Source organism: Streptomyces sp. YKOK-I1, from assembly GCF_054660435.1.
In genome coordinates, this window is record NZ_BAAGDR010000001.1 from 5,377,862 (window position 1) to 5,404,750 (window position 26,889).

Annotated in this window: 26 protein-coding genes; 11 read left to right on the top strand and 15 right to left on the bottom strand. The window is 70.2% G+C overall.

The genetic code is table 11. The annotated features are described in order from the left end of the window. Positions 1 to 39 precede the first annotated feature (39 nt). On the bottom strand, positions 40 to 246 hold the full coding sequence (locus ACYQ8Q_RS23920; RefSeq protein ID WP_460067750.1) for a DUF397 domain-containing protein: 207 nt from the start codon (positions 244 to 246) through the stop codon (positions 40 to 42). 9 nt (positions 247 to 255) lie between these two features. Then, positions 256 to 1,101, bottom strand: a complete 846-nt coding sequence (locus ACYQ8Q_RS23925) for a helix-turn-helix domain-containing protein (protein ID WP_460067751.1) — start codon at positions 1,099 to 1,101, stop codon at positions 256 to 258. 207 nt (positions 1,102 to 1,308) lie between these two features. Here ACYQ8Q_RS23925 and ACYQ8Q_RS23930 point away from each other — a divergent pair, with 207 nt between their 5' ends. From ACYQ8Q_RS23930 to ACYQ8Q_RS23940, 3 genes are read left to right on the top strand one after another with little or no spacing between them, the layout of a single operon-like run. Further along, positions 1,309 to 1,716 carry an ATP-binding protein gene (locus ACYQ8Q_RS23930; RefSeq protein ID WP_460067752.1) on the top strand — a complete coding sequence of 136 codons (408 nt, stop codon included), beginning with the start codon at positions 1,309 to 1,311 and terminating at the stop codon, positions 1,714 to 1,716. Then, positions 1,713 to 1,961, top strand: coding sequence for a hypothetical protein (locus ACYQ8Q_RS23935; protein WP_460067753.1), 249 nt, complete (start codon positions 1,713 to 1,715; stop codon positions 1,959 to 1,961). Before ACYQ8Q_RS23930 ends, ACYQ8Q_RS23935 begins: the two co-directional genes overlap by 4 nt. Continuing rightward, a complete protein-coding gene (locus ACYQ8Q_RS23940) occupies positions 1,954 to 3,777 on the top strand; it encodes a thioredoxin-like domain-containing protein (RefSeq protein ID WP_460067754.1) in 1,824 nt (607 codons plus the stop codon). The genes ACYQ8Q_RS23935 and ACYQ8Q_RS23940 overlap by 8 nt, the downstream gene beginning before the upstream one ends. Positions 3,778 to 3,789: 12 nt before the next feature. Here ACYQ8Q_RS23940 and ACYQ8Q_RS23945 read toward each other — a convergent pair whose 3' ends face one another. From ACYQ8Q_RS23945 to ACYQ8Q_RS23965, 5 genes are all read right to left on the bottom strand, one after another. Next, the gene (locus tag ACYQ8Q_RS23945) at positions 3,790 to 3,954 is read right to left on the bottom strand and encodes a hypothetical protein (protein ID WP_460067755.1); all 165 of its coding nucleotides are present in this window, start codon (positions 3,952 to 3,954) and stop codon (positions 3,790 to 3,792) included. Between the two features lie 59 nt (positions 3,955 to 4,013). Beyond that, the gene (locus ACYQ8Q_RS23950) at positions 4,014 to 5,162 is read right to left on the bottom strand and encodes a glycosyltransferase family 2 protein (RefSeq protein WP_460067756.1); all 1,149 of its coding nucleotides are present in this window, start codon (positions 5,160 to 5,162) and stop codon (positions 4,014 to 4,016) included. A 162-nt stretch (positions 5,163 to 5,324) separates the two neighbouring features. Further along, the gene (locus tag ACYQ8Q_RS23955; RefSeq protein WP_460067757.1) at positions 5,325 to 6,623 is read right to left on the bottom strand and encodes a M18 family aminopeptidase; all 1,299 of its coding nucleotides are present in this window, start codon (positions 6,621 to 6,623) and stop codon (positions 5,325 to 5,327) included. A 206-nt stretch (positions 6,624 to 6,829) separates the two neighbouring features. Next, positions 6,830 to 8,656 (bottom strand): acyl-CoA dehydrogenase, encoded by a 1,827-nt coding sequence (locus ACYQ8Q_RS23960; protein WP_460067758.1) that lies wholly within the window; start codon positions 8,654 to 8,656, stop codon positions 6,830 to 6,832. Between the two features lie 141 nt (positions 8,657 to 8,797). Further along, complete coding sequence (locus tag ACYQ8Q_RS23965) at positions 8,798 to 9,649, bottom strand: intradiol ring-cleavage dioxygenase (RefSeq protein ID WP_460067759.1); 852 nt, start codon at positions 9,647 to 9,649, stop codon at positions 8,798 to 8,800. A 177-nt stretch (positions 9,650 to 9,826) separates the two neighbouring features. Between ACYQ8Q_RS23965 and ACYQ8Q_RS23970 the strand changes: the two genes are divergently transcribed. The 3 genes from ACYQ8Q_RS23970 to ACYQ8Q_RS23980 all read left to right on the top strand — a co-directional run bounded on the left by ACYQ8Q_RS23970 (position 9,827) and on the right by ACYQ8Q_RS23980 (position 13,542). Further along, complete coding sequence (locus tag ACYQ8Q_RS23970; protein WP_055638059.1) at positions 9,827 to 10,291, top strand: SseB family protein; 465 nt, start codon at positions 9,827 to 9,829, stop codon at positions 10,289 to 10,291. Between the two features lie 186 nt (positions 10,292 to 10,477). Next, a complete protein-coding gene (locus ACYQ8Q_RS23975) occupies positions 10,478 to 12,439 on the top strand; it encodes an NHL repeat-containing protein (protein WP_460067760.1) in 1,962 nt (653 codons plus the stop codon). Positions 12,440 to 12,561: 122 nt separating this feature from the next. Beyond that, positions 12,562 to 13,542 (top strand): pirin family protein, encoded by a 981-nt coding sequence (locus tag ACYQ8Q_RS23980; RefSeq protein ID WP_460067761.1) that lies wholly within the window; start codon positions 12,562 to 12,564, stop codon positions 13,540 to 13,542. 71 nt (positions 13,543 to 13,613) lie between these two features. Here the strand turns inward: ACYQ8Q_RS23980 and ACYQ8Q_RS23985 are convergent, their stop codons facing one another. After that, the gene (locus tag ACYQ8Q_RS23985; protein ID WP_460067762.1) at positions 13,614 to 14,717 is read right to left on the bottom strand and encodes an epoxide hydrolase family protein; all 1,104 of its coding nucleotides are present in this window, start codon (positions 14,715 to 14,717) and stop codon (positions 13,614 to 13,616) included. A gap of 93 nt (positions 14,718 to 14,810) precedes the next feature. Here ACYQ8Q_RS23985 and ACYQ8Q_RS23990 point away from each other — a divergent pair, with 93 nt between their 5' ends. Both ACYQ8Q_RS23990 and ACYQ8Q_RS23995 read left to right on the top strand, forming a co-directional pair. Then, a complete protein-coding gene (locus tag ACYQ8Q_RS23990) occupies positions 14,811 to 15,275 on the top strand; it encodes a MarR family winged helix-turn-helix transcriptional regulator (RefSeq protein ID WP_460067763.1) in 465 nt (154 codons plus the stop codon). 85 nt (positions 15,276 to 15,360) lie between these two features. Then, positions 15,361 to 16,293, top strand: a complete 933-nt coding sequence (locus tag ACYQ8Q_RS23995; protein ID WP_460067764.1) for an ADP-ribosylglycohydrolase family protein — start codon at positions 15,361 to 15,363, stop codon at positions 16,291 to 16,293. On the opposite strand, the gene ACYQ8Q_RS24000 is transcribed toward ACYQ8Q_RS23995, so the two are convergent. Together ACYQ8Q_RS24000 and ACYQ8Q_RS24005 are read right to left on the bottom strand one after the other, a co-directional pair. After that, the gene (locus tag ACYQ8Q_RS24000) at positions 16,265 to 16,444 is read right to left on the bottom strand and encodes a DUF397 domain-containing protein (RefSeq protein ID WP_460067765.1); all 180 of its coding nucleotides are present in this window, start codon (positions 16,442 to 16,444) and stop codon (positions 16,265 to 16,267) included. The two genes, ACYQ8Q_RS23995 and ACYQ8Q_RS24000, sit on opposite strands and share 29 nt — an antisense overlap. Before the next feature lie 3 nt (positions 16,445 to 16,447). Beyond that, positions 16,448 to 17,296, bottom strand: coding sequence for a helix-turn-helix domain-containing protein (locus ACYQ8Q_RS24005; RefSeq protein WP_460067767.1), 849 nt, complete (start codon positions 17,294 to 17,296; stop codon positions 16,448 to 16,450). 194 nt (positions 17,297 to 17,490) lie between these two features. Here ACYQ8Q_RS24005 and ACYQ8Q_RS24010 point away from each other — a divergent pair, with 194 nt between their 5' ends. Together ACYQ8Q_RS24010 and ACYQ8Q_RS24015 are read left to right on the top strand one after the other, a co-directional pair. Continuing rightward, complete coding sequence (locus tag ACYQ8Q_RS24010) at positions 17,491 to 17,919, top strand: ATP-binding protein (protein WP_460067769.1); 429 nt, start codon at positions 17,491 to 17,493, stop codon at positions 17,917 to 17,919. Positions 17,920 to 17,998: 79 nt separating this feature from the next. Next, complete coding sequence (locus ACYQ8Q_RS24015) at positions 17,999 to 18,910, top strand: hypothetical protein (protein ID WP_460067770.1); 912 nt, start codon at positions 17,999 to 18,001, stop codon at positions 18,908 to 18,910. A 109-nt stretch (positions 18,911 to 19,019) separates the two neighbouring features. Here the strand turns inward: ACYQ8Q_RS24015 and ACYQ8Q_RS24020 are convergent, their stop codons facing one another. From ACYQ8Q_RS24020 to aspS, 4 genes are all read right to left on the bottom strand, one after another. Then, positions 19,020 to 19,415: a hypothetical protein gene (locus ACYQ8Q_RS24020; RefSeq protein ID WP_460067771.1), complete on the bottom strand. Its 396-nt coding sequence runs from the start codon at positions 19,413 to 19,415 to the stop codon at positions 19,020 to 19,022. 168 nt (positions 19,416 to 19,583) lie between these two features. Then, on the bottom strand, positions 19,584 to 20,540 hold the full coding sequence (locus ACYQ8Q_RS24025) for an intradiol ring-cleavage dioxygenase (RefSeq protein WP_460067773.1): 957 nt from the start codon (positions 20,538 to 20,540) through the stop codon (positions 19,584 to 19,586). Between the two features lie 105 nt (positions 20,541 to 20,645). Next, positions 20,646 to 21,593: an intradiol ring-cleavage dioxygenase gene (locus ACYQ8Q_RS24030; RefSeq protein WP_460067774.1), complete on the bottom strand. Its 948-nt coding sequence runs from the start codon at positions 21,591 to 21,593 to the stop codon at positions 20,646 to 20,648. Positions 21,594 to 21,730: 137 nt separating this feature from the next. Further along, on the bottom strand, positions 21,731 to 23,494 hold the full coding sequence (aspS, locus tag ACYQ8Q_RS24035; protein WP_460067776.1) for an aspartate--tRNA ligase: 1,764 nt from the start codon (positions 23,492 to 23,494) through the stop codon (positions 21,731 to 21,733). A gap of 182 nt (positions 23,495 to 23,676) precedes the next feature. Between aspS and ACYQ8Q_RS24040 the strand changes: the two genes are divergently transcribed. After that, positions 23,677 to 25,821 (top strand): SpoIIE family protein phosphatase, encoded by a 2,145-nt coding sequence (locus ACYQ8Q_RS24040; protein ID WP_460067778.1) that lies wholly within the window; start codon positions 23,677 to 23,679, stop codon positions 25,819 to 25,821. Here the strand turns inward: ACYQ8Q_RS24040 and ACYQ8Q_RS24045 are convergent. After that, positions 25,773 to 26,837, bottom strand: a complete 1,065-nt coding sequence (locus tag ACYQ8Q_RS24045) for an AI-2E family transporter (RefSeq protein ID WP_460067779.1) — start codon at positions 26,835 to 26,837, stop codon at positions 25,773 to 25,775. The genes ACYQ8Q_RS24040 and ACYQ8Q_RS24045 overlap by 49 nt on opposite strands. Between the last annotated feature and the right edge of the window lie 52 nt (positions 26,838 to 26,889).

The following is a 26,889-nucleotide window of genomic DNA, read 5'->3' on the forward strand; positions in this document are numbered from 1 at the left end:
CCACACCTTCGCGCCAGGCGACTACCGGTGGGGGGGCCTTCAGGCGGAGGGGCCGGGGGCGGGCGCGTTCCTCACTGCCGTGAGCAGGGCGTTGAGGGCGGTCGGGGAGGGCGTAAGGAGCGTGGCCGGGGTGTCGCTCTCGCGGAGGTGGAGGGTGGCGGGGGTGGGGGCGGCTATCTCCAGGCAGTCGGTGTCGGGGTCGCCTCCAGAGAACGATGACTTCTGCCAGTGGAGTGCTTCAGACACGGGAATCCTTCAAAGTTCATTGGCGATACGGCGGATGAGGCCGAGGGAAGCATCCTGCGGGAGCGCTGCCTTGTCGATGGTCTCGCTCCGGGTGCGGTAGCGGTTCAGCCGTGCTGCGGCGTCGATGAACTCGGCGCCATGTGGCGTGTCGATCTGCACGGTGTCCAGCTGGGGCACGACTCCGCCAACGTACTGCATGGGAAAACCGGCCCCTGCGAACCCGTCGGACTCGAACGGGATGACGCGAATGGCGATCGTCTCCCTGGCTGTCGCCTGAAGAAGGTGGTCGAGCTGGGCGCGGGCGACCTTGGAGCCACCTACGCGCATGCGCAGCGCGGCCTCGTGAATGATCACGTCGTACGGCGTCCCCAACGCGATGACCTGCTGGCGGCGCATCCGGAACGAGACGCGCCTCTCGCGGTCCTCCTCCGGGAGGTTCGGTTCCACGAAGAGCGAGGCCGCGCGTACGTGGTCCTCGGTCTGGAGAACTCCCGGGATGTGCACGACCTGGAACGTGTGGACATACGACGCGTGGTGCTCCAACTCGGCAAGGTCGAGTGCCGCAGCGGGCAACACCGCCCGGTAGTCCTCCCACCAGCCCTTGTCGCGCTCGTTGGCCATGTCGGCCAACGCATCCACGAGCTGGGGGTCGTCGCAGGAATAGTGCTCGGCGAGCCTGCGCAGCCGTTCCTCGCTGACACCGTGTTTCCCTGACTCGATGTTGCTGATCTGGGCCTGACTCGTGCCCAGCCAGGCGGCGACGTCACGGGACACCAGGCCCGCCGCCTCGCGCAGCCTGCGCAACTCCGTGCCGAGGCGTACCTGGCGGGCAGTGGGGATGACCCTCGGCGGCATGACGTCTCCTCAGTTCCACCGACTCGGTTGCGGCGTTGCAAATATACCGAGTACCTTCATGTCGTACTCACGGAGAGTGTCCGACTGGTCACTTATCCGCAACTCCTCAATGCCTAAAGCCCGTTGGAAGCGCCACCCTGGCCATCGACGCCGGGGCGCCGGACAGCAACGCGGCCACCCCCTCGCCCGCCCCGGAGTTGATGCCCCATGCCCTCGTACACCCTCACCTGCCCACCCCTCGACACCTCGCCCCACATCGCCCGCGACTTCGTCGCCACCGTCCTGCGCGCCCTGGAGCTGGACCGCGCCCTGGTGGACGACGCGATCCTCTGTACCTCCGAACTCGTCACCAATGCCTGTACGCATGCCAAAGGCGACGGCACCGTGCTGTGGCTGGCGGTGGAGGAGAGGCGGCTGCGGGTGGCGGTGTACGACGGGGACGAGAACCCGCCGGTGATAAGAGAACAGATGCCTGAGATGTGGGAGCAGGGCGGCGGCCGGGGTCTGTATCTCGTGGACGCCCTCACCGAGGGCCGCTGGGGACACGGACCGCACCCGGAGGGCAAGGCGGTCTGGTTCGACCTGCCGGTACGGCGTATGGCGGCGGCGCCATGACGGACCACCAGCCGCAGCTGCCGCTCACCCCGCAGCAGCGGCTCGAAACGGCCGCCGTGATCCTCGGTCTCGCCCGCCCGATGCTCGACGACGGTGCCCACTCCGCCCCCGAACATCTCCGCTGGCTCGCCGGCCGCCTGGCCGAGTCCCTGACGGACGTCCTCGCCATCGCCGCAGCACACCTTCGTGGAGCATCTGGCGACGTGACTGTCGGCGCCAGGTGGCACCCTGGAGATCATGAGTGACTCCTCTCCCCGCCGTGTCCGTGTCCGTGCCCCCGAGCTGATCGGCAAGGGTGGCTGGCTCAACACGGGCGGAGCGCAGTACACCCTCGCCGACCTGCGAGGACGCGTTGTCATTCTCGATTTCTGGACCTTTTGCTGCATCAACTGCCTGCACGTCCTGGACGAGCTCCGTGAGCTGGAGGAGAAGCACCGGGACACCCTCGTCGTCATCGGGGTGCACTCGCCGAAGTTCGTGCACGAGGCCGAGCATCAGGCGGTCGTGGACGCGGTGGAGCGGTACGGGGTCGGGCATCCCGTGCTGGACGATCCGGAGCTCGCGACCTGGAAGCAGTACGCCGTCCGTGCCTGGCCGACGCTGGTCGTGATCGACCCGGAGGGGTACGTCGTCGCCCAGCACGCCGGGGAGGGGCATGTGCACGCCATCGAGCGGCTGGTGGCGGAGCTGGAGGACGAGCACGGGGCGAAGGGGACGCTGCGGCGCGGCGACGGGCCGTACGTGGCGCCGGAGCCGGAGCCGACGGCCCTGCGCTTCCCGGGGAAGGCGCTGGTGCTGCCCGGCGGGACCTTCCTGGTCAGTGACACCACCCGGCATCAGCTGGTGGAGCTGGAGGCCGACGGGGAGAGCGTCGTGCGGCGGATCGGCTCCGGGGTGCGCGGCTTCGCCGACGGTACGGCGGACACGGCGGCCTTCAACGAGCCTCAGGGGCTCGCGCTGCTCGACGAGTCGGCCGTGGTCGTCGCCGACACCGTCAATCACGCGCTCCGGCGACTCGATCTCGCCTCGGGGCACGTGACGACCCTCGCGGGGACCGGCAGGCAGTGGATGCAGGGCGACCCCACCTCGGGCCCCGGCCCGGAGGTCGACCTCTCGTCCCCCTGGGACGTGGCGCTGTTCGGCGGCAGGGTGTGGATCGCCATGGCCGGTGTCCACCAGTTGTGGGCCTACGACCCTGCCGAAGGGACGGTGGCCGTCGCCGCCGGTACCACCAACGAGGGCCTTGTCGACGGGCCGGGTGCCGAGGCGTGGTTCGCGCAGCCGTCGGGTCTTGCCGCGACCCCCGACCGGCTCTGGCTCGCCGACTCCGAGACGTCCGCGCTGCGGTGGGTGGACCGGGAGGGGGTCGTGCGCACCGCCGTCGGCACGGGGCTGTTCGACTTCGGGCACCGGGACGGGGCGGCCGGTCAGGCGCTGCTCCAGCATCCGCTCGGGGTCACCGTGCTGCCCGACGGGTCCGTCGCCGTCAGTGACACCTACAACCACGCGCTGCGCCGCTACGACCCCGCGACCGGCGAGGTCAGCACCCTCGCCACCGATCTGCGGGAACCGAGCGACGCCGTGCTCGTCGGGGACGACATCGTGGTCGTGGAGTCCGCCCGGCACCGGCTGACCCGGCTGCGGCTGCCGGAGGAGGCGGTACGGGTGGAGTCCGTGGCGCATCGCACGCGGCGGGCGGCGACGGAGGTGGCGCCGGGGAAGCTCAGGCTGGAGGTGATCTTCCAGGCTCCGGCCGGGCAGAAGCTGGACACGCGGTACGGGCCGTCGACCCGGCTGCTGGTCTCCGCCACCCCGCCCGAGCTGCTGCTGAAGGGCGAGGGAGCGGGTACGGACCTCTCGCGCACGCTGGAGCTCGATGCGGCGGTCACGGAAGGGGTGCTGCACGTCTCCGCGATGGCGGCGAGCTGTGACGACGACCCCGCGAACCCGTACCCCGCCTGCCATGTGCACCAGCAGGACTGGGGCGTTCCGGTCCGCCTCACCGAAGGCGCGGCGGACCGGCTGCCGTTGGTCCTGGCCGGGATGGACCCCGACCAGTAGCTTGGCCCGCCGTCAGCCGCGGCGCGAGCGCGGGGCCAGCTTGAACAGGGCGACGCCCGCGGCGACCAGGGTGGTGGCGGTGACGACCAGCGCCATGCTGTTCATCCACAGACCGGTGGCGGCCAGGGTGGCGCCGCCGGCGCCCGTGGTTCCGGCGCCGATCACTCTTCCGTACATCGTGCTTCTCCTAGAGAGTTCCAAGGGGGAGGGGGGTGGGTTCAGGAGGCCCGGGGGGCCTACGTCGCCACCCACTTCTCCTCGCTGCGGCGCACCAGCCCCCACAGCGAGGTGAAGTAGACGGCGTGCTGGAAGAGGTCGTAGAGCATCTCCGGGACCATCAGCGCGGCGACCAGGACGGCCTTCGGGCCCGCGCGGCGGACGGAGACGGTCTTCTCGACCACGAAGATCAGGCCGATCGCCGTCCAGAACGGCGAGAGGCCGGGCCAGCCGTACAGCGTGGTGAAGGTGGCCATGTAGGTGAGGTAGATCAGGAAGGACAGCGCGCCGAAGCCCATCAGGAACTGCTGCATGAAGTAGCGGGCGGTGACCTTGGTCCAGCCGTAGTCGCGCAGGTTCTCCAGGGCGCCGCGCTGCCAGCGCAGCCGCTGGTGCCAGAGCTTGCCGAGGGAGGGCATGACCTCGGTGACGACCGCGCAGCCGGCCGGGGACATGGCCCGGTAGCCGAGGGTCTTCACCGCCTTGGTCATCTCGTCGTCCTCGGTGAGCGAGGCGAGGCTGTAGTAGCTGGTGCCGCCGCCGATGACCCCGGCGCGGCGGGCGGCGCGCACCTCGCGCAGGACGCGGGCGCGGAACATGGTGCCGGTGCCGGTGAGGACCTGGGCCTTGCCGCCGGTGCGTTCCAGTTCCCAGGCGTAGCGGTGGAACTCCATGCGCTGGAGCAGTCCGAGGAAGCCGCCGCCCTCCTCGCCGTAGAAGACCCCGCCGACGGCGCCGACCTTGCGGTTGAAGGTGCCGAGCGCGGTCTCGGCGAACCAGGGGTCGAGGACGGTGTCGGCGTCCTGGACGAGGAGCAGGTCGCGGTCGTCGAGGTGGGGCAGCATCCAGGCGATGGCCTGGTTGAGGGCGCCGGCCTTCTTGTGGGTGTTGCCCTGGGTGTGGAAGACCTGGGCGCCGTGGGCGACGGCGATCTCGGCGGTGTCGTCGGTGCAGTTGTCGCAGACCACGACGACGAGGTCGGGCCGCCGGGTCTGGTCGCGCAGGCCGTCGACGGCGGCGCCGATGCGGTCCGCCTCGTTGTGCGCCGGGATCAGGACGGCGAGCCGGGGGCGCTCGGCCGGTTCCTCGGGGGCCGCGTGCGCACGGCGCGTCGCGTGGCGACGCGTGTCCTGCGCTCGCGGACCGCTCGGTGGCGCGAGGTCGAGCACGCCGGGACCCCCAGGTGTGAAGTTGCGGGCCCCCCGGCCCCTCTTTCCCCAGAAGTCTTCACGTAATTACTACAACCCGACAAGTTGTCCCGAGTAACGGACTGCTCACGGTTGTCTGTTTTTCCCTGTGAATCCCGTTGGTGATGAGGTGTCAGAAAAGAACTAGCCCTCCAGGAAAGCCACCAGCGCGTTCGCCAGCAGATACGGGTCGGCGTCGCCGCACAGTTCGCGGGCGCTGTGCATGGACAGGATCGCCACACCGATGTCGACGGTCCGGATCCCGTGCCGGGCCGCGGTGATGGGGCCGATGGTCGTGCCGCAGGGCATGGAGTTGTTGGAGACGAACGACTGGAACGGCACGCCCGCCTTCTCGCAGGCGGCGGCGAAGACGGCGCGGCCGGTGCCGTCGGTGGCGTAGCGGTTGTTGACGTTGACCTTGAGGATGGGGCCGCCGTTGACGCGCGGGTGGTGCGTCGGGTCGTGCCGCTCCGCGTAGTTGGGGTGGACCGCGTGGCCGGTGTCGGAGGACAGGCACACCGTGCCCGCGAAGGCCCTCGCCCGGTCCTCGTACGATCCGCCGCGCGCCAGGACGGAACGTTCCAGCACGGTGCCGAGCAGCGGGCCGTCGGCGCCCGTGTCGGACTGCGAGCCGTTCTCCTCGTGGTCGAAGGCGGCGAGCACCGGGACGTACGGCAGCTCGGCGCCGCTCGTCGCGACGGCCGCCAGGGCCGCCGTGCCGGCGTGCACGGACAGCAGGTTGTCCATCCGCGGGCCGGCCACCAGCTCCTGGTCGCGGCCCAGGTAGGCGGGCGGCTCCACGGAGTGGGTCATCAGGTCCCAGCCGGTGACCTCGCCCGCGGGGATCCCGGCCTCCTCCTCCAGGAAGGCGATGAGGTCGCCGTCGCGCACCTCGTGCCCGAGGCCCCAGACCGGCTGGAGGTGGCGCTGCTTGTCGAGCTTGAGTCCGTCGCTGTTGACCGCGCGGTCGAGGTGGATGGCGAGCTGGGGGACCCGCAGCAGGGGGCGGCCCACGTTCACCAGGCGGGTCGAGCCGTCCCGCAGGGTGAGCCGGCCCGCGATGCCGAGGTCGCGGTCGAGCCAGGAGTTGAGCAGCGGCCCGCCGTAGATCTCCACGGCGATCTGGCGCCAGCCGTGCGCGCCGGTGTCGGGCAGCGGCTTGACGCGCAGGTTCGGGGAGTCGGTGTGGGCGCCGACGATCCGGAACGGGGTGTGCGGCGCGGCGCCCTCGGGGACGTACCAGGCCACGATCGCGCCACCGCGCAGCACGTACTTGCCGCCGCTGGTCCCGTCCCAGGCGTCCGTCTCGACGACCTGCCGGAAGCCTGCCTTCTCCAGCCGCGCCGCCGCGTTCGCGACGGCGTGGTACGGCGACGGGCTCACCGTGAGGAAGGACATCAGGTCGTCGGTGTGGCCGCGGTCGAAGCGGGGGGGTTCGCTCATGGGGTTCACCTTAACGACGTACGAGGGCCCGTTCCCGGTCGTGGGAACGGGCCCTCGTGAGGACGGTGTGGAGGGCGGCCCCGCCCGGCGGCTCCTGTCGGGGAGCTGGGGACCGGGTGGGGGACCGGGGCCGCATTTCTAGCATGCCGCGCCGGTCCCCGGGCCGGGACGGTCCGCAACCCTCGGGCCGGGGACGGCCCGGAACGTCAGAAAGCGGCCTCGTCCAGCTCCATCAGGTCCAGCTCGACACCCTCGGCGATCTTGCGGGCCAGGGTGACGCCGGGCAGGACGTTGGCCGCGAAGAACTTCGCCGCCGCGATCTTGCCGGTGTAGAACGCCTTGTCCTTCGCCGACGCCGTCTCCAGCTTCTCGGCGGCGATCGCGGCGCCCTTGAGCAGCAGGTAGCCGACGACCACGTCACCGGAGGCGAGCAGCAGACGGGTGGTGTTCAGGCCCACCTTGTAGATGTTCTTGACGTCCTGCTCGGTGGCCGCGAGGTCGGTCAGCATCAGGCCGACGATGGCCTCCAGCTCGACGGCGGCCTTGGCGAGGTGCTCACGGGCACCGGCCAGCTCCTCGCCGCCCGTGCCGAGCGCCAGGAACTTCTTGATGTCCTCGGCGAGGGAGTTCAGCGCGGCGCCCTGGTTGCGGACGATCTTCCGGAAGAAGTAGTCCTGGCCCTGGATCGCGGTGGTGCCCTCGTACAGGGTGTCGATCTTGGCGTCGCGGATGTACTGCTCGATCGGGTACTCCTGGAGGAACCCGGAGCCGCCGAACGTCTGGAGCGACTGGGCGAGCTGCTCGTAGCCCTTCTCCGAGCCGTAGCCCTTGACGATGGGCAGGAGCAGGTCGTTCAGCGCGTGCTCGGTCTTGGCGTCCTCGCCCGCGGCCTCCTTGACGGCGATCGCGTCCTGCACCGACGCCGTGTACAGCACGAGGGCGCGCATGCCCTCGGCGTACGCCTTCTGCGTGATCAGCGAGCGGCGCACGTCGGGGTGGTGGGTGATGGTGACCTTGGGCGCGGACTTGTCCATGAAGTTCGCGAGGTCGGGGCCCTGGACGCGCTCCCTGGCGTACTCCAGCGCGTTGAGGTAGCCGGTCGACAGGGTCGAGATGGCCTTCGTGCCGACCATCATCCGGGCGAACTCGATGATCCGGAACATCTGGCGGATGCCGTCGTGCTTGTCGCCGATCAGCCAGCCCTTGGCGGGGTGGCGGTCGCCGAAGGTCATCTCGCAGGTGTTGGAGGCCTTCAGGCCCATCTTGTGCTCGACGTTGGTGGCGTAGACGCCGTTGCGCTCGCCCAGCTCGCCGGTCTCGACGTCGAAGAGGTACTTCGGGACGAGGAAGAGGGAGAGCCCCTTGGTGCCGGCTCCGGCGCCCTCGGGACGGGCGAGGACGTAGTGGAGGATGTTCTCCTCCATGTCGTGCTCACCGGACGTGATGAAGCGCTTGACACCCTCGATGTGCCAGGAGCCGTCCTCCTGCTGCACGGCCTTGGTGCGCCCGGCGCCCACGTCCGAGCCCGCGTCGGGCTCGGTGAGCACCATGGTGGAGCCCCAGGTCCGCTCCACGGCGATCTTGGCGATCTTCTTCTGCTCGTCGTTGCCCTCGTCGTGGAGGATGCCGGCGAACGCCGGGCCGGAGGAGTACATCCACACGGCCGGGTTCGAGCCGAGGATCAGCTCCGCGTACGACCAGATCAGCGACGGCGGAGCGGTGGTGCCGCCGATCGCCTCGGGCAGGCCCAGGCGCCAGTACTCCGACTCCATGAAGGCCTTGTACGACTTCTTGAAGGACGGCGTGACCGGCGCGGTGTTGGTCTCCGGGTCGAAGACCGGGGGGTTGCGGTCGGCGTCGGCGAAGGACTCGGCCAGCTCGTTCTCGGCGAGGCGGGTGAGCTCCTCGAGGATGCTCTTCGCGGTCTCGGTGTCCATCTCCTCGAACGGGCCGGTGCCGTACAGCTTGTCGCGTCCCAGTACTTCGAAGAGGTTGAACTCGATGTCGCGGAGATTCGACTTGTAGTGCCCCATGGCGACGGCTCCGTAGAGAGATCGGCGAGGCACTTGATCCTCGCGCCAGTTCACTTACCAACTAGTAGCACCGATGATGCTACCCGTCGGTAATAAGCCGCAACCCCGATCCGGTCATCTGTGACGGTTCACACCGGCGCCTCACACCGCGATCGTGAGCGTCGCGGTGTACCCCTTGTCCACGCTGCCCTCCAGGGCCGCCAGTTGCTGGTCGTACCCGTCGCTGAAGATGTTGTCCGTGTCCAGGGACAGCTGGCTCAGGTTGGTCACGCTCTTGCTGTAGCCGTCGGTCGCGTACACCGTGTCGCAGACGTCCTTCGGCAGGGCGAGCTGCGAGGTGTTCGTGATGGAGGTGGCCGCGGTGGCGTCCTCCAGGCTGCCGTAGACCTCGAAGTGAATGTGCGGCCAGCGGCCGGAGTAGCAGGCCGGGAAGATGCTCTCGAAGGTGACCTGCCCCTTGTCGTCGGTCTCCTGCACGCCCCGCAGGTAGTTCTCCTCGGTGACGCCGTCCGAGTACAGGGAGTAGTTGCCGTCCCGGTCGCAGTGCCAGAGGTAGACGGCCGCACCCTCCTTGGGCGTGCCGCAGCCGGACGCGGCGTCCACGACCGTGAGGGTGACCGTCAGCGGGACGCCCTCGGCGGTGCCGCCCGCGGAGTCGCCGAAGCTGGAGGTGATGTCGCTGCGCACGACACCGCTCTCCTTGAGGACGTTCACCCCGTTCGAGCCGTCGCCGGGGTAGGGGCCGGCGGTCTCGTTCGGGATGGTCGCGCACTCGCCTGCGGAGGAGGTCGTTCCGCTTCCGGACGAGGAGGAGCCGGAGGAGGCCGTTCCGGACGCGGTGTCCGAGTCGTTCCCGGCGCATCCCACCAGCGGAACCAGCCCTGCGCCCGCGAGCAGCCGGATCATCCTGCGGCGGGCCAGGACGGGAAGGTCGTAGGAGAGCCCTCTGTCGTGCTCGTGGTCTTCGTGGTCTTCGTGGTGGTCGTGCGCCATGGTCTGCCCCTTGCCTCCGGAGAGTCCGGACTTTGCCGTTCCGTGGTGCTTTCTTTGATGTGGGGACGGTATGGGCACTCGCTGTGCGATTCCAGGGCCGAACCTGTGGAGTTCCCGTGTTCTGTGCGAGGTCCCGTACCGTCCCACCGGCCGTGCGGTCTCGGTACGCTTGCGCCCATGTACGGCTACGAGCAGAACATGGGCGCCCAGCAGCAGTACGCCCCGCCGCAGCAGCCGATGGCGGGCGGCTACGGGCAGCAGCCGCCCCTGTACCCCGAGCCGTCCCCGCCCTCCCTCGCGGACGCGGTCCGTGCCTTCACCACGGGCCAGATGGCGGCGGAGGACTTCCAGCAGGTCTTCGCGACCTCCAAGGTCTACTGCCCGCGCGGCGACAACCCCGGCTTCCTCGCGCTGCACAACACCCAGCAGCCGGTGATCCCGATGTTCACCTCGCTGAAGGAGCTGCGCCGGTACGCGGGCAAGGAGTCCAAGTACTTCGTCATCACCGGCGCCGAGGTCATCGACCTCCTCCCCACCGGCTACGGCTTCGTCGTGGACATGGAGGGCGAGCACCGGATGGTGTTCGACGCGAAGGCGGTCGAGCAGATGGTGGAGTTCGCGATGCGCAGGATGTACGGCTGAGCCGTCCCCGCCGGCCGGGCCCTCGTGGGAAAACCCGCTCCCTGTTTGTCACAGCCATGCCATAGGGTGCCCTGAGGCAGCCGCGCCCCGCGCGCAACCGCTCTCCGCGGTCGCGTCCGGGTGCCGCGCGGCGCTCTCATCTACCCGGCGAACCCGGGTTTCCACTGGGGGTTCATCACTGTGCGCATGCGCAGCACTTCGGTCGCGACGGCGCTCGCGGTCCTGTTCAGCTCGGCGGCGCTGAGCGTCGTGGCGGCGGGGACCGCCTCGGCCGCCGAGACCACCGTCGCCCGCGCCGGCGGCCTCGTCGTGGACGGCGCGCTCCAGCGCGTGTTCGTCGGCGACGCGGCGGACGGCCGGATCCTCGCCGCCGACTACAGCGGCACCCTCGTCGACCTGAACGTCGGCTTCGGCAGCGTCAGCGACCTGGCCCTGTCGGACGACGGCACCACCCTGTACGCGGCCCTGCCCAACACGCACCAGATCCTCGCCCTGGACCCGGCCACGCTGGACGTCAGGACGACGTACACGATCCCGACCACCGCCGGCCCGCGCCACCTGGCCTTCGCCGGGGGCAAGGTCTGGTTCTCGTACGGCGACCAGTGGGACGGCGACCTCGGCTCCGTCGACCCGGCGGTGGACCCGGCGAGCGGGACCGACCCGGTGGCGATGACCCAGATCCCGGCCGAGGGAACGGGGTCCGGGATGTGGGGGCAGGCCCTGCTGGACACCGACCCGTCGCGGCCGGGCCTGCTGGCCGTCGGCGAGACCGGGGACTCCACGGGCACCGAGGCCGTCCTCGACGTGTCGAGCGGCACCGCCGAGGTGGTCGCCTGGCACGACACCTCGTACGCCCTGAACGACGGTGTCCGGGACATCGACCTGGTCGCGGGCGCCGACCAGGTGCTCGTCAACGGCTCCGACCGGCACGCCTACGCGAACGGCACCCTCACCAAGGACGGCGCCTACCCCGAGGCGTGGGGCGGCGACGCCGGGCCGAACGGGCTGGTCGCCCAGTACGCCCCCGGCAAGGTCACGGTCTACCGGCCGAACGCCACCCAGCCCCTGCGCACGTACACCGTCGGTTCCTCCTCCGACTACACCGCCGCCGCGGATGTGCGCTGGGCGCCGGACTCCTCGCGGATCTTCGCGCTCGCACCGGCCGGCGGCGGCACCTACACGCTCAAGGCCCTCTCCCAGCCGACGCTGAACGTCCCCACCCTCACGGTCAGCGCCCCGAGCTCGGCGACCCGCGCCAAGAAGCTCACCGTCACCGGCAGGATCTCGGCGACGGTCCCGCTGCCCACGGGCGTCAAGCTCTCCGTCACCCGCACCGACCTCGACAGCCCCAGCGGCAAGGCGCTCGCCGCCGTCACGGTCAAGGCGGACGGCACGTACTCCTTCACGGACACCCCGCCGGCCGGCGGCACGGTCACCTACAAGGTGACCTACGCGGGCGACGCCGAGCACACCGCGGTCTCCGCCTCCGACAAGGTCGCCGTCTCCCGCGTCGCGACGAGCCTGAGCCTGAACAACAACGGCAAGCTGTACAACTACGGCGCCGACGTGAAGTTCACGGCGCACCTGGGCTCGACCTACAACAACCGCACGGTCGAGATCTGGGCCGACCCCTTCGGCAGTGACAAGCCGAAGAAGCTGATCAAGAAGGGGAAGGTCAACTCCAGCGGCAACATCGCCGCCTGGGTCGACATGACCCGGGACACGACCGTCACCGCGGTCTTCGCGGGCGACTCCCGCTACAAGCCGAAGACCGTGAAGGTCACGGCCTACGCGCGGGTCAAGGTCTCCACCGCCGTCTCCAAGCACTACCGGACGGCGAAGATCGGCTCGACGTCGTACTACTGGTTCCACAAGAACACCGACCCGCTGCTCACCACGACGATGACCTACTACCCGGGCCGTCAGCAGCGCTTCGACCTCCAGGTCTACTACCAGGGTTCGTGGTACTCCACGGACTCGGAGTGGTTCCCCATCGGCGCGAACGGGAAGTCGGCCGTCAGCCTCGGGGCGCCCGGTGAGTCGGGCATCCGGGCCCGGATGCGCTCGGTGTACGTCAACGGCTCGTCCGGCGACAACGTGAACTCGACGACGTACGGCGCCTGGAAGTACCTGTACTTCAGCAACTGATCCCTCGTCCGAGGGACGGCACGGCCCGGAGGGAATGTCCTCCGGGCTTTCGTCGTTGGGGCTGGCAGAAAGTTCAATGCTCAACTAAACTGGGCCGCACATCGCCCAAGGAGGTAGGGACCATGCCTGCAGTGACCGTCGAGAACCCGCTGACGCTGCCGCGTGTCGCCGCGTCGGCCGAGGCCGTGGCGCGTCCCGTGCTGGGTGTCACGACCGCGCCGAGCGGCTTCGAGGGCGAGGGCTTCCCGGTGCGCCGGGCGTTCGCGGGGATCCACTACCGCCACCTCGACCCGTTCATCATGATGGACCAGATGGGCGAGGTGGACTACGCGCCGGGCGAGCCCAAGGGCACCCCCTGGCACCCGCACCGCGGCTTCGAGACCGTCACCTACATCATCGACGGCATCTTCGACCACCAGGACAGCCAGGGCGGCGGCGGCACCATCACCAACGGCGACACCCAGTGGATGACGGCCGGCTCGGGCCTCCTCCACATCGAGGCGCCGCCGGAGCACCTCGTCATGTCCGGCGGGCTCTTCCACGGCCTCCAGCTGTGGGTGAACCTCCCGGCCAAGGACAAGATGATGGCGCCGCGCTACCAGGACATCCGCGGCGGCAACGTCCAGCTGCTGACCACCCCCGACGGCGGCGCGCTGCTGCGTGTCATCGCCGGCGAGCTGGACGGTCACGCGGGCCCCGGCATCACGCACACCCCCATCACGATGATCCACGCGACGCTCGCGCCCGGCGCGGAGCTGACCCTCCCCTGGCGGGAGGACTTCAACGGCCTGGCGTACGTCCTGGCGGGCAAGGGCACGGTCGGCGCCGAACGCCGTCCGATCCACCTGGGCCAGACCGCGGTCTTCGGGGCCGGTGGTTCGCTGACCGTCCGCGCGGACGAGAAGCAGGACTCGCACACGCCGGACATGGAGGTCGTGCTGCTGGGCGGACAGCCGATCCGTGAGCCCATGGCCCACTACGGTCCGTTCGTCATGAACACCAAGGCCGAACTGCAGCAGGCGTTCGAGGACTTCCAGAAGGGCCGCCTGGGGACCGTCCCGGCGGTGCACGGGATGACGGAGGCGGGGCCTGAGGAGGCCTGAGGCACGGAGGTACGGAGGTACGGCGGAGCGGTCTCGCGTGCGCGGGGCCGCTCCGCCGTATCCGGTCGTGCTCACTCCTTCCCGACGCCGACGAGGAAGAAGTCCCGGACGTCCCCGGCGAGCAGTTCCGGCACCTCCATCGCGGCGAAGTGGCCGCCGCGCTCGAACTCCGACCAGTGCCTGATGTCGTACAGCCGCTCGGCCAGCGGTCGTACCGACTGGGTGATGTCGTGCGCGAACACCGCGACCCCGACCGGCGCCGGGCAGGGCACGCTCCGCCCGCGGGGAGCGTCGTGGTGCAGCCGTGCCGAGGAAGCCGCGGTGGCGGTCAGCCAGTACAGCGAGATGTCGGTGAGCATCCGGTCGACGCCGACCGGCGTGCGCGGGTCGGTCCACTGCGCGAAGCGTTCGGCGATCCAGGCCAGCTGGCCGACCGGCGAGTCGGTCAGCGCGTATCCGATGGTCTGCGGGGTGAGGGCCTGGAGGGCCTGGTACGGCGGACGGTTCGCCATCAGCTGTCTGATCCTGTCCAGCCGGGCCTCGTCCTTCTCGGACAGCTCGACGCGGGCCTCCGGGTCCGGCCGGGTCGGCAGGTAGTTGACGTGCACCCCGACGACCTGCTCGGGTGCCACGGCGCCGAGGGCCGTCGATATGCCGGCGCCGAAGTCGCCGCCCTGGGCGCCGTACCGGTCGTAGCCGAGGCGGCGCATCAGCTCGGCCCAGGCCCGCGCGATCCGGAAGGCGTCCCAGCCGCGCTCGTGGGTCGGCCCCGAGAAGCCGTATCCCGGGATCGACGGGATCACCAGGTGGAAGTCGCGCGAGAGCGGCTCGATCACGTCGAGGAACTCCAGGAACGACCCCGGCCAGCCGTGCGTGAGGATCAGCGCGAGCGCGTCCGGCCTCGGGGACCGGACATGGACGAAGTGGATGTTCTGGCCGTCGATCCCGGTGGTGAAGTGCGGAAGTTCGTTGAGCTCGGCCTCGTGCTTCCGCCAGTCGTAGCCGGTGCGCCAGTACTCGGCCAGCTCCTTCAGCCGCGCGAGCGGGAAGCCGTAGTCCCACCCGGCGTCGGCGACCTCGTTGGGCCAGCGGGTGCGGGCGAGGCGGTCGGCCAGGTCGTCGAGGTCGGCCTGGGGGATGTCGATGCGGAACGGCTCGATCAGGGTCTCGGACATGGTCTTCCCCTCGGATCGTTAGTGACATAAACGTTAGTGTCACTAGCGAAGGTAGACTGTTAGTGGCACTAACACAAGAGGTGGAGGAACCCGATGAGCGCGACCCCCGAACACACCCCGGCCCGGCTGCGCGCCATCCCCAGCCGGCTGCTCGCCGGGGCCGCGGCCGTCGGCGACCGGCTCGTCGGGGAGCGCCTGGCCGCCGAGGGCGCCCACAAGTGGCACTTCGCCGTGCTGGTCGCGCTCGCCGAGGGCGGTGCGGCCAGTCAGGCGGACCTCAGCCGCCGCACCGGCGTCTACCGCAGCGACATGGTCGCCGTCCTCAACGCGCTCGCCGACGCCGCGTGCGTGAGCCGTGAGCCCGACCCCGCCGACCGCCGCCGCAACGTCATCACCCTCACCCCCGCGGGCCACCGCCGCCTGGAGCGCCTCGACCGGCTCATCGCCGACGCCCAGCGCGAACTCCTCGCCCCCCTCACCCCCGCCGAGCAGGACGAACTCACCCGCCTGCTCACGCTCCTGAACGAACAGCACCGCCCCCTGCACGACGCGCGGTAGCCGTACCGGGGGCGAGGGGGAAAAGTCGGTGGCGGGCCGGGCCCGAAGATGCTCCTCTCTACGGTGTGCGGAGCGAGGGGGCGCCATGGAAGGCATGCGTACGGACCTGATGACCAGGAGCCTGGAGGGGCTGGTCCTGGGGGACGCGTTCGGGGACGGCTGGTTCCTGCGGGCGGAGGAGGACGCGGAAGGGCTGTGGGCGGCGCGGGAACTCCGGCCCGGCCCCTGGCTGTGGACGGACGACTCGGCGATGGCGCTGGTGCTGTGCGCGCATCTGGAGGAGCACGGGGAGGTCCGGGAGGACGACCTGGCCCGGGAGTTCGCCGCCGCGTACGCACGCGACCCGGACCGCGGCTACGGCCCGTCGATGCACGGGGTGCTGCGCCGCATCGGGGAGGGTGAGCACTGGCGTGAGGTGACGACGGGCGCCTTCGGCGGGCAGGGCTCGCACGGGAACGGCGCGGCGATGCGGGTGGCTCCGCTGGGGGCGTGGTTCTACGACAGGCCGGCGCTCGCGGCCAGGCTGGCCTTTCTGTCGGCGCTGACCACACACGCCCACCGCGAGGCCACGGCCGGGGCGGTCGCGGTGGCGGTCGCCGCGTCACTGGCGGCGGCCTCGGCGGAGAGGGAGGCGCCGCCTCGGGGGGACTTCCTGCGCAACGTCGCCTGGTACGTGCCGAACAGCGAGGTCCGCTCGCGCCTGTGGCGTGCCGCGGACTTCCCTTCGCGCACGTCGGTACGCCACGCGGCGTCGGTCCTGGGCACGGGCACCCAGCTCTCGGCCCAGGACACGGTCCCGTTCGCCCTCTGGTCGGCGGCCGGCCACCTGGACGACCTGACGGAGGCGCTGTGGCAGACGGTCGGGGGGTGGGGGGACCGGGACACGACCTGTGCGATAGCGGGGGGCGTCGTCGCGGCCCGCACGGGGACGGGGGGCGTTCCGGCGGCTTGGCGGGAGGCGTGCGAGGAGATTCCGCCGTGGGGCGCTGTCAGGGGCGGTCGGGGCGGAGATGGGTGAGGAGGGCGGCTAGGGCGGTGGGGGTGAGGGGGAGTGTTCGGGTGGGGGTGTCGCTCTCGCGGAGGAGGAGGGCGGCGTCGGTGGCGGCGAGTTCGACGCACTCGTTGCCGTCGGCACCGCCGGAGTACGTGGACTTCTGCCACTGGATCACGGCTTACATCTCCTTCGCCAGACGATGGATGAAGTCCCGCGACCGAGCAGCATCGAGGGACGCCGACTCCACCTTACGGAAGAGTGTTCGCATGGCGTGGAGTTGAGCGGCGGCGTCCAGGAACGCCGATCCATAGGGGGTGTCCCGCTGCACTGTGTCCAGAGCGGGCACGCGCCCGCCCGCGTAGACCAGTGATGAACTCGCGCCGCCGAACCCGTCGATGTCGAAGGGGACGACCTGGACCGAGATGTTCGGGCGTTCCGACTGGCTGAGCAGTCGCTCGAGTTGGGCGCGGGCGACCCGGCGGTCTGCCACGCGCGTACGCAGCACGGACTCGTGCAGGATCACCGTGTACGGAAGCGCGTTCCCCCGGGACAGGACCTGCTGGCGGCGCATGCGGTAGGCGACCCGAAGCTCCTGCTCATCCGCCGGGAGCTCGGGTACCCAGTACCGGAACACGGCTCGTGCGTAGTCCTCGGTCTGAAGAAGTCCTGGTACGTGGGCGGTCGCGATCACGCGAAGTGAGTGGGCGTGGTGCTCCAGCTCCGCCAGATCGAGGAACGTCGGGCTGAGGGTCTCCCGGTATTCCTCCCACCACCCTTGCGTTCGGTCTGTCGCCATCTCCACGAGTGCGTCGATCAACTCCTTTTCCGTACAGGCATACTGAGCGGCCATCCTCCGTACGCGCGCCTCGCTGACCCCCGCGACGCCCGACTCGATCTGGCTCATGGTCACGGCCACTGCGCCCAGCAGACCGGCGGCCTGACGTGCGGTCATGCCCGCCGCCTCGCGTAGTCGGCGCAGCTCCCGGCCCAACCGCTGCTGTCTGGCCGTCGGTTGTTTCCGTGGCACCTGAACCTCCGCGCTCACCACATTGGGTGATCAGAGTACGACAACCAGTTGCGCGACACTAACCTTAGTCTCTACCGTCGGTGATGCGACGCACACCCTGCGAAACCGGAAACCGGAAGCGCACCGCCCTGTCATGCCAAGACGGCGGCGACGGAGCCACCGGCCCACTCCCCTCCACCTGCCAGGAGTCACCCATGCCCGAACCCGAAGAAGGTCCCGCCGTCTGGGAGTACATCCTCTACATCCCCAACGACCCCCGAGCCGTCCGCATCTGCCGTCAGACCCTCCGCGCCGTCCTCGCAGCCCATGGCTTCCCGCATCTCACCGAGGCCGCCGAGCTGCTGGCCGCCGAGCTGATCACCAACGCGGTGCGGCACACCAAGGGCCCCGCCGCCATAAAACTCCGCGCGGAACACCGCACCCTCCGCATCGGCGTCTGGGACAACGACCCCGCCCCGCCCCGCCTGTCCCGCGACACCTCGTGGGACGCGGAGACCGGCCGTGGGCTGGCGCTCGTACGGGACTGTTCGGACCGTTGGGGCTGGGTCCCTCGGCCCGATCACAAGAACATCGTCGGCGCCGGCAAATACATCTGGTGCGACCTGGTCAGCGTCGTGGCGTGAACGTTCCTTCGCTCCTCGAAAGAGTGAACGCCCCGAGTTCGCCGGACAATCGACTCCTTGATCGTTCTAGGTTGCGCACATGGTCACACCCACCCACGAGGCCTCCCATCGGCTTTTCCAGGAACATCCAGAGGCCCTCACACCCGTCTTCGAGTCGCTGGGAATTCCGCCGCCGTCGAAGGCGGACTTCGGCACTGTCTCGCCGGACGCCACAGAGATCCGACCGCTGGAGCGCCGGGTCGACACTGTGCTCAAGTTCGAGCCTGAGATGGGCGAGAGCTTCCTGATCGCCATCGAAGCACAGACCAAGAAGCACCCGGAGAAGGCGAAAAGCTGGGCCTACTACGTCGCTTATCTGCGTGCGAAGTACGACATGCCGGTGCTGCTGGTGGCGGTATGCAAGGACCGCCCGACCGCGATCTGGGCGGCGGGGCCCTTCGAGTGCGCCGTGGGGCCGTGGACGACGCAGGTGACGAGGCCATTCGTCCTGGGGCCGACCACGGTCCCCGAAGTCACCGATGAATCAATGGTCACGCGGAACCCGGCGTCAGCGGCTCTGTCGGCCATCGTTCATAGCGAGAATCTCCGAGCACCCGCCATACTCGAAACGGTGGCCCGCGGCTTCCTGGCCTTCGACCCGCTCACTACGAGGCACTGGGTCGAGGTCGTGGAGATCGGCCTGGAGAGCACTCCGATCAGAAAGGCATGGAAAGCACTGATGAAGAGCCTCGTCACCCACTACCCGGGCCACAGGACGATGTTCGAGGAGACGTATCTGGAAGGGGAGGCGAAGGGCAAGGTCGAAGATCGCGCGTCGCTCGTTCTCCGTCTCCTGGAGAAGCGCGGCATCGATGTCCCCGAGGACATCCGCGAGCGCATCACCTCCTGCGACGACCTCGACACCCTCACCCTCTGGTTCGACCGTTCCCTGACGGCCACGGCAGCAGGAGACCTGTTCGTCGAGCCGTCCGAGGACGAGACGAGCACATGAACACGGACCCGGATTCGGATGTCTCGGTGCCGGACGAGGGGCACTGGTACATCACCACCCGCACCGGCCTGAAGACCCTTGCCCCATGGCGGGCATCGCCCCTCCGGCTCTAGCGAGACGTAGTCGCGAAGGCAGGCGCAGGGAAAGGGGCCGTGTCCAGGCCCAACCCCGCGCGGGCCACCCGCAGGTGGGCGAGGCCCTCCCCCGCCAGTCGCGTGACCTCCGCGTACTCCGTCGCCGTATGGGCCGTGGCCAGAAGGGATCGGGCCTCGCGCTGGCATTCCGCCGCTCGCGTCAGGGCGTGGTCCGTGTCGGCGGCGGCCGTCGACCAGGCGCGGGCGTTCGGGGGGACCAGGCCGCCCGTCAGGCGGACGAGGGCGTGGTTGGCCTCGGCCTCCGCGTCGAGGTCGGACGCGGGACGGGTCCGCTGGGCCCGGCGCTGGGCCACGACTCCTGCCGTGGCGCCGACGATCAGCAACACCGAAAGCGCAATCGCGAAAACCATGGCCCGTTCCTCCCTTGTCCGCCGACCCTCGTCGGCTCCCTCCTCCTCCATGAGAAGACAAGGCGCTGTGATCACCCCCCGGGATTCCTGTGTGACACCGGTGAGGTTTCCAAGGGGGTGGACAAGAGGGGCGGAACAAGGGAAGGAGCAGGCCGGGCGGACAGTGCGTCAGGTCGCCGACGGGGAAGCGGAGGCGCTCGGCTCGGGCGGGGTGCCCTGGCCGTCCTGGGTGGTGGCGGGGTCGACGCCCACGGTCAGCGTCGCCCGTACGCCTCTGGAGATGTCCCGCTTGTCGTAGCGGAGCTTGAGCAGGCCGCCCGTCGCGCCGCTCTGGTCGTAGATCGTGTCCTCGGTCAGCAGGGTGCGCTCCGCTGTGTTCGAGGTGTACGGCTCCACGCTCTCCGTGGCCACGACCGACTCCTCGTCGAAGAAGAACTGGCCGGTGTGGCAGGTGTGGCCGCCCTCGTAGCCGGCGTCGGTCCACTCGCCGTCCACGTGCACCTTGGTGTGAATGTGGACGCAGCGGCCCCGGTACCAGCCCGGGAAGACCGTCTTGAAGGAGACATGGCCGTGGCGGTCCGTGCGCCAGGTGCCGCGGAGGTAGCGGGTGTCGTCGGTCGGTTCCTGGTGGCCGCCACCGCCGCCACCGGGAGGCGGGCCCGTCGGGGCGTCGGTCGGGGCGTCGGTCGGGGGTTCGCCCGTCGGGGCCGGGCCGCCGCCCCCGCCGCCGCCGTTGCCCATGTCCTCGTAGCCCGAGTAGACACCCGCCGCGTCGCAGTGCCAGATGTCGACGGCCGCGTTGCGGAGGGGCCGGCAGGTCTCGGAGTCGATCACCTTCAGGCTGAGGAGGAGGGGGATGCCCTCGCGGTCCTCCGTGACGTCCCGGCGGATCTTGTCGGCGTCGATGTAGTAGGGGCCCTCGACCGTCTCCGAGGTGAGGACATAGCAGTCCTCGGGCCGCTCATGGGGGCCGGGTGTCCGCTCGCCGGCCGCCGCGTCGACCGCGAGTGCGCCACCGCCGAGTCCCGCCACGGCGAGCGCGCCCGCGCCCACCGCGACGACCCGACGGCGCGTCAGATCGGTTGTCTCCGCGGGCAGTTGGGGTTCCTGTGAGTATCCCGTCATGGACATGCAAAGTAGGCAGGAACCCTGTCAGCGAGCTGAGAAAACGGCCCCCTTTCGCATCCTGCGCGAAAGGGGGCCGGAAATCGACCTACGGACGATCAGCGGTCAGCTCGTGCCGTCGTTGGTCTCGTCGGGAGCGACGCCCATGGTGATGGACGCGGTCACGCCCTTGGCGATGTTGTTCTTGTTGTACTTCAGCTTGAGCAGGCCGCCCGTGGTGCCGCTCTGGTCGTAGATGGTGTCCTCGGTGAGCAGGGTGCGGGTCGTGGTGCTCGTCGAGTACGGGTCGACCTCCTCCGTGAGGAGCACGGCCTCCTCCTCGAAGAAGAACTGGCCGGTGTGGCAGGTGTGGCCGCCCTCGTAGCCGGCGTCGGTCCACTCGCCGTCCACGTGCACCTTGGTGTGGATGTGGACGCAGCGGCCCTGGTACCAGCCGGGGAAGATCGTCGTGAAGGTGACACAGCCCTTCTTGTCGGTCTTCCAGGTGCCGCGCAGATAGCGGGTGTCGCTGGTGGGCTCCTCGTGGCCGCCACCGCCGCCGGTGCCGCCGGACGGGGGCTCGCCGGTGGGCTCACCGGACGGGGGCTCGCCGGTGGGCGTGTCCGTGGGGGCGTCCGTGGGGGCCGTACCGCCACCCTGGGAGAAGGACTCGTAACCCGAGTAGAGGCCGAGCGCGTCGCAGTGCCAGACGTCCACGGCCGCGCCCACGACCGGCTTGCAGGTCTCGGAGTCGATCACCTTGAGCTTGAGGGTCAGCGGGATGCCCTCCTTGTCCTCGGTGATGTCCTGGCGGAGCTTGTCCGCGTCGATGTAGTACGGCCCCTCGGTGGTCTCCGAGGTGAGCTTGTAACAGACCTCGGCCGTGCTCGACGCGGACGCGGAGGCGGTGTCCGTCGCGTCCGAGGCCTCGTCGGCGGAGGCGGTCATGGCCAGCGCGCCGGCCGCGCCGACACCGACAACGGCCGCGCCGCCCGCGACGACGACCTTGCGGCGCGTCATGTTCCGCTTGTGCGCGGGGCCTTCGGGTTTGATCTCTTCGGTGTTTCCCGTCATGCCTCGGACGCTAAGTAAGAAGGCTGTCCTGATCATGGGTGAAGACTGTGGGTTCCTGAGAAACCTGAGGCCTTCGGCCACCGAAACGGAAAAGGGGCGGGAAACCGACCCCGGTCTCCCGCCCCTTTCACAGAAACCTACTTCGGCTGCGGCTTGCGCACCGTCAGGTGCAGCTCCCTCAGCCGGGCCTCCTCCAGCTCCGTCGGCGCGCCCATCATCAGGTCCTGGGCGTTGCCGTTGAGCGGGAACGCGATCGTCTCGCGGATGTTCGGCTCGTCCGCGAGGAGCATGACGATACGGTCCACGCCGGGCGCGATGCCGCCGTGCGGCGGGGCGCCGAAGCGGAACGCGCGCAGCATGCCCGCGAACTTCTCCTCGACCGTCTCCCGGTCGTAGCCGGCGATCTCGAACGCCTTCAGCATGATCTCCGGCTCGTGGTTCCGGATCGCGCCGGAGGACAGCTCGACGCCGTTGCAGACGATGTCGTACTGCCAGCCCAGGATGTCCAGCGGGTCCTGGGTCTGCAGCGCCTCCAGGCCGCCCTGCGGCATGGAGAACGGGTTGTGCGAGAAGTCGATCGCGCCGGTGTCCTCGTCCTTCTCGTACATCGGGAAGTCGACGATCCAGCAGAAGCGGAAGACGCCCTCCTCGAAGTGGCCGGCCCGCTTGGCGGCCTCGACGCGCACCGCGCCCATGATCTTCGAGACCTCGTCGAACTCGCCCGCGCCGAAGAAGATCGCGTGGCCGGGGGCCAGCGAGAGCCGCTTGGTCAGCTCCGCCACGTTCTCCTCGGTGAGGAACTTGGCGATCGGGCCGGACAGCGTGCCGTCCTCGGCCACCCGCACCCACGCCAGACCCTTCGCGCCCAGCGTGACGGCGAAGTCGCCGAGCTGGTCGAAGAACTTCCGGGGCTGGGCGGAGACGTCCGGCACCGGCAGGGCGCGCACGTGCTTGCCCGCGAAGGCCTTGAACTCCGAGCCCTCGAAGACATCGGTGATGTCCACCAGCTCCAGCTGGGCCCGCAGGTCCGGCTTGTCGGAGCCGTACTTCAGCATCGCCTCGCGGAACGGGATGCGCGGGAAGGGGGACGTGACGTGCCGGCCGCCGCCGAACTCCTCGAACAGCTCGGTCATGAGCTGCTCGATCGGCTGGAAGACGTCCTCCTGCTCGACGAAGCTCATCTCGACGTCGAGCTGGTAGAACTCGCCCGGCGAACGGTCCGCACGCGCGTCCTCGTCACGGAAGCAGGGCGCGATCTGGAAGTAGCGGTCGAAGCCGGAGATCATCAGCAGCTGCTTGAACTGCTGCGGCGCCTGCGGGAGGGCGTAGAACTTGCCCGGGTTCAGCCGGGAGGGGACCACGAAGTCACGGGCGCCCTCGGGGGAGGTCGCCGACAGGATCGGGGTCGCCATCTCGTTGAAGCCCAGCGCCGTCATCTTGTGCCGGATCGCCGAGATGACCGCCGTACGCAGCATGATGTTGCGGTGCATGCGCTCGCGGCGCAGGTCCAGGAAGCGGTACTCCAGACGCCGCTCCTCGTTGACCCCGTCCTCGGTGTTGATCGTGAAGGGCAGCGGCTGGGCGGCGCCGAGCAGCTCGACCTCGCCGACCTCGACCTCGATCTCACCCGTGGGGAGGTCCGCGTTCACGTTCTCCGTGCCGCGCGAGACGACCTTGCCGTCGACGCGGACCGTCGACTCCTTGCTGACCTTGTCCAGGGCCTCGTACGCGGGCGTGCCCGGCCGCGCCACCAGCTGCGTGATGCCGTAGTGGTCGCGCAGATCGATGAAGAGGATGCCGCCCAGGTCGCGCCGATTGTGCAGCCAGCCACTCAGCCGGACGTCGGTGCCGACGTCAGAGGAGCGGAGCTCGCCGCAGGTGTGGGACCTGTACCGATGCATCGTCGTTCATCCAGCCTTCGTGGATAGGGGGCACGTTTCACGTGAAACAAACCCCAGGGTACCGGGCAGCCCAAGATCGCCTCCCCTCAATAGCGCCGGTGATGATCATCACCGGTTGCGATCCGCTCATCAATGGCACTCATCAGTGGCACCTTTCGGCGCCGTCTTCTTAGAGTGGGGCAATGCGCGCTGGCGAGTCCCTGCCCGCCGTGGGAGAGGTCCTCGCCTCCCTCGCGACCGGCCTGTGGCACTGGAGCACGGCCACCGGGCAGGTCACGGTCGACGCCGAGGCCGCCCGGCTGCTCGGGCTGCCCGCCGAGGGGACGGTCCTCAGCGAGGCCCAGACCCGGGCCCGGCTGCACCCCGTCGACTGGAACGAGATCACCGGAGTGGTCCAGCTCGCCGTCGCCGAGGGCACCCTCGCCGAGGTGCGGATCCGGATCATGGACGAGCAGGGGCGGATCATCCGGGTGGTCCGCAGCCGCTCCAAGCCCTCCTTCGACCCCGAGAAACGGGCGTACGAGCTGATCGGCACCCTCCAGGAGGTCACCGAGCCCCGCCCCGGCACCCCCGCCGGGCGCACCGCCGTCACCGGTGACTGGCGGCGCTCACGGGAGGCGTTCCTGCTGGACGCGGGCCGGGCGCTGGCGGAGGCGCGGTCCACGGAGGAGGTGCTGCGGGTGGCGGCGGGCCTGGCGATGCCGGGGTTCTCGCCGGACGGGCTCGCCGTCTTCGGGGTCGACGGCGACCGGCTGACGATCATCGGCCACCACGGGCAGCAGCCCGGCGACGAGGAACCCTTCACCCATATGCCCGTGGAGACGGACTACCCGGCCGCCGAGGTCGTCCGCACCGGCCGTGCCGTGTACCTCTCCTCACCCGGGCAGTACAAGGAGCGCTACCCCCTCACCTGGCCGATGGCCGCGCACTTCGGCCGGGAGTCCTGGGCGTTCGTGCCCCTGACGGTGGCCGGGCGGACGATGGGCGCCTGGATGGCCGCCTTCACCCACCCGGTGGTCTTCACCCCGGACGAGCGGTCCGTCCTCACCACCGTCGCCCGGATGCTCGCCCAGGCCCTCACCCGCGCGGGCGCCGCCGAGACCCAGCGGGAGCTGACCGACGGCCTCCAGCGCTCGATGCTGCCCACGCTCGGCCCCGAGATACCCGGCATGACCCTGGCCGCCCGCTACATACCGACCGGCGGCGGGCTTCAGGTCGGCGGCGACTGGTACGACATGATCCCGCTGCCCAGCGGCCGGTTCGCGCTGGTCATCGGGGACGTCCAGGGTCATGACGTGCGCGCCGCCGGGCTCATGGGCCAGCTGCGGATCGCCCTGCGCGCCTACGCCGCCGAGGGCCACCGCCCGGACGCCGTGCTCTCCCGGGCCTCCGGCTTCCTGCACGGCATCAACCAGGCCGGCGACGACACCGACCTGCGGTTCGCGACCTGCCTCTACATCGAGGTCGACCCGGTGACCGGGGTGCTGGAGACGGCCCGGGCCGGGCATCTCGACCCGGCCGTGCGGATGGCCGACGGCACGGTCATGGTCCGCGCCACGGCCGGCGGTCTCCCCCTCGGTATCGACCCCGCCGCCGACTACCCCACCACCCGGCTCGCGCTGGAGCCCGGTGAGTCGCTGATGCTGTGCACCGACGGGCTGCTGGAGACGGGCGGTCACGACCTCGACACCGGCTGGAGCCGGGTCCGCGCGATCCTGGAGGGCCACGAGGGCGACCTGGAGGAACTGGCCGACGCCCTCGTCCAGGCCGTGCACGGCCCGTCCTCGCACCACACCCCCGGCCCGCTCGCCGACCGCCGCGGCGACGACATCGCCGTCCTGCTCCTGTGCCGCCACGGCGCGGCAGGCTGCGGCCCGGCCGCCGCCGCCCCCGTGCGCACCCCGGTCCGCCGCACCATGCTGACCGTCGCCCAGGCCGAACCCGAGCGTGTCGCGGTGGGCCGCCAGCAACTGCGCGAACTGCTCCACGACTGGCCGAGCACCGACCAGGTCGACTCCGCCGTGCTCCTGCTGTCGGAGAGCCTCACCAACGTCCTCGTCCACACGGACGCCGACGCGCTCCTGGTCGCCGAGGTCACCGGCGCCCCCGGTGAGCGCCGGATCCGGATCGAGGTCACCGACAGCAGCGACGACCTCCCGCACCGCCGCCGCCCCGGCGAACTCGCCTCCTCCGGCCGGGGCCTGGTCCTCGTCGAACTCCTCGCGGACGCCTGGGGGGTGGCCCCGCGCGGCGAGGGCAAGACGATCTGGTTCGAGCTCTACGAGGCCGACGGCGCGGGCGGCTCCGACGGCCCCGGAGCGCCGTAACGCGTCCGCAGCTCGCTGAGCACCCCGAAGCCCGCCGCGGTCAGCGGCACCGCGAGCAGCATGCCGAGGACGCCGGCCACGGAGGCGCCGGCGGTGATGGCGAGCATGACGGCGGCGGGATGCATCTGCACGGTGCGGCTCTGGATGGCGGGCTGCAGGACATGGCCCTCCAGGACCTGTACGGCGAGGACGACGCCCAGCGCCCACAGCGCGACGACGAACCCCCGGTCGGCGAGCGCGACGAGGACGGCGACCGCGCCCGAGATGAAGGCGCCCAGGTAGGGGATGTACGCGCCGACGAAGACGAGGGCGCCCAGGCCCGGGGCGCCCGGGACGTCGAGGACGAGCAGACCGACGGTGATGCACAGGGCGTCGATGAGGGCGATGAGCGTGGTCCCCCGCATGAAGCCCTCCACGGCCGCGAAGGCCCGCCGGCTCATCGCCTCCAGGGTGTCCCCGGTGCCGCCCGGCGCCACCGAGCGCAGGGCGCCGGCGGCGCGGTCGGAGTCCCGCAGGAAGAAGAACACCAGCAGCAGCGCGAGAACGGCCATGGCGATCGTCTCGCCGACCACGCTGACCCCGCTGATCACATTGGAGGCGGCGGTCCCGCCGAACTTCGTCAGCAGGTCCCCGGAGTTGGAGGCGAGGTCGTCCAGCGAGGTCCCGGCCGCCCCGAAGTGCTCGGCGACACTCCTCGCCGCGTCCTTCAGGGAGGCGACGATCTGGTCCCCGGTGTCGATCAGCGCGGCGACCACCACGTACACCGCGCCGCCGACGACCGCGACGACGGCCACACAGGTCAGCGCCGCCGCCATCGACCGCGGCATCCGCGCCTTCACCAGCCGCTTGTACAGGGGCCGCAGCAGCGCGGTCCCGAGCAGGGCGAGCAGCACCGGCGTGACGGCCGTACGGAACGTCGCGCACAGCCGGATCCCGACGTACGCCACGCCCGCGACGAGCAGGATCACCGCACACCAGGCGGCGAGCCGGCGGACGGGCACGGGGAGCAACTGCACACGTCCAGCGGAGCACGGTCCGGCCGGGTTGTCCTGCGCGGACCACCCGGCC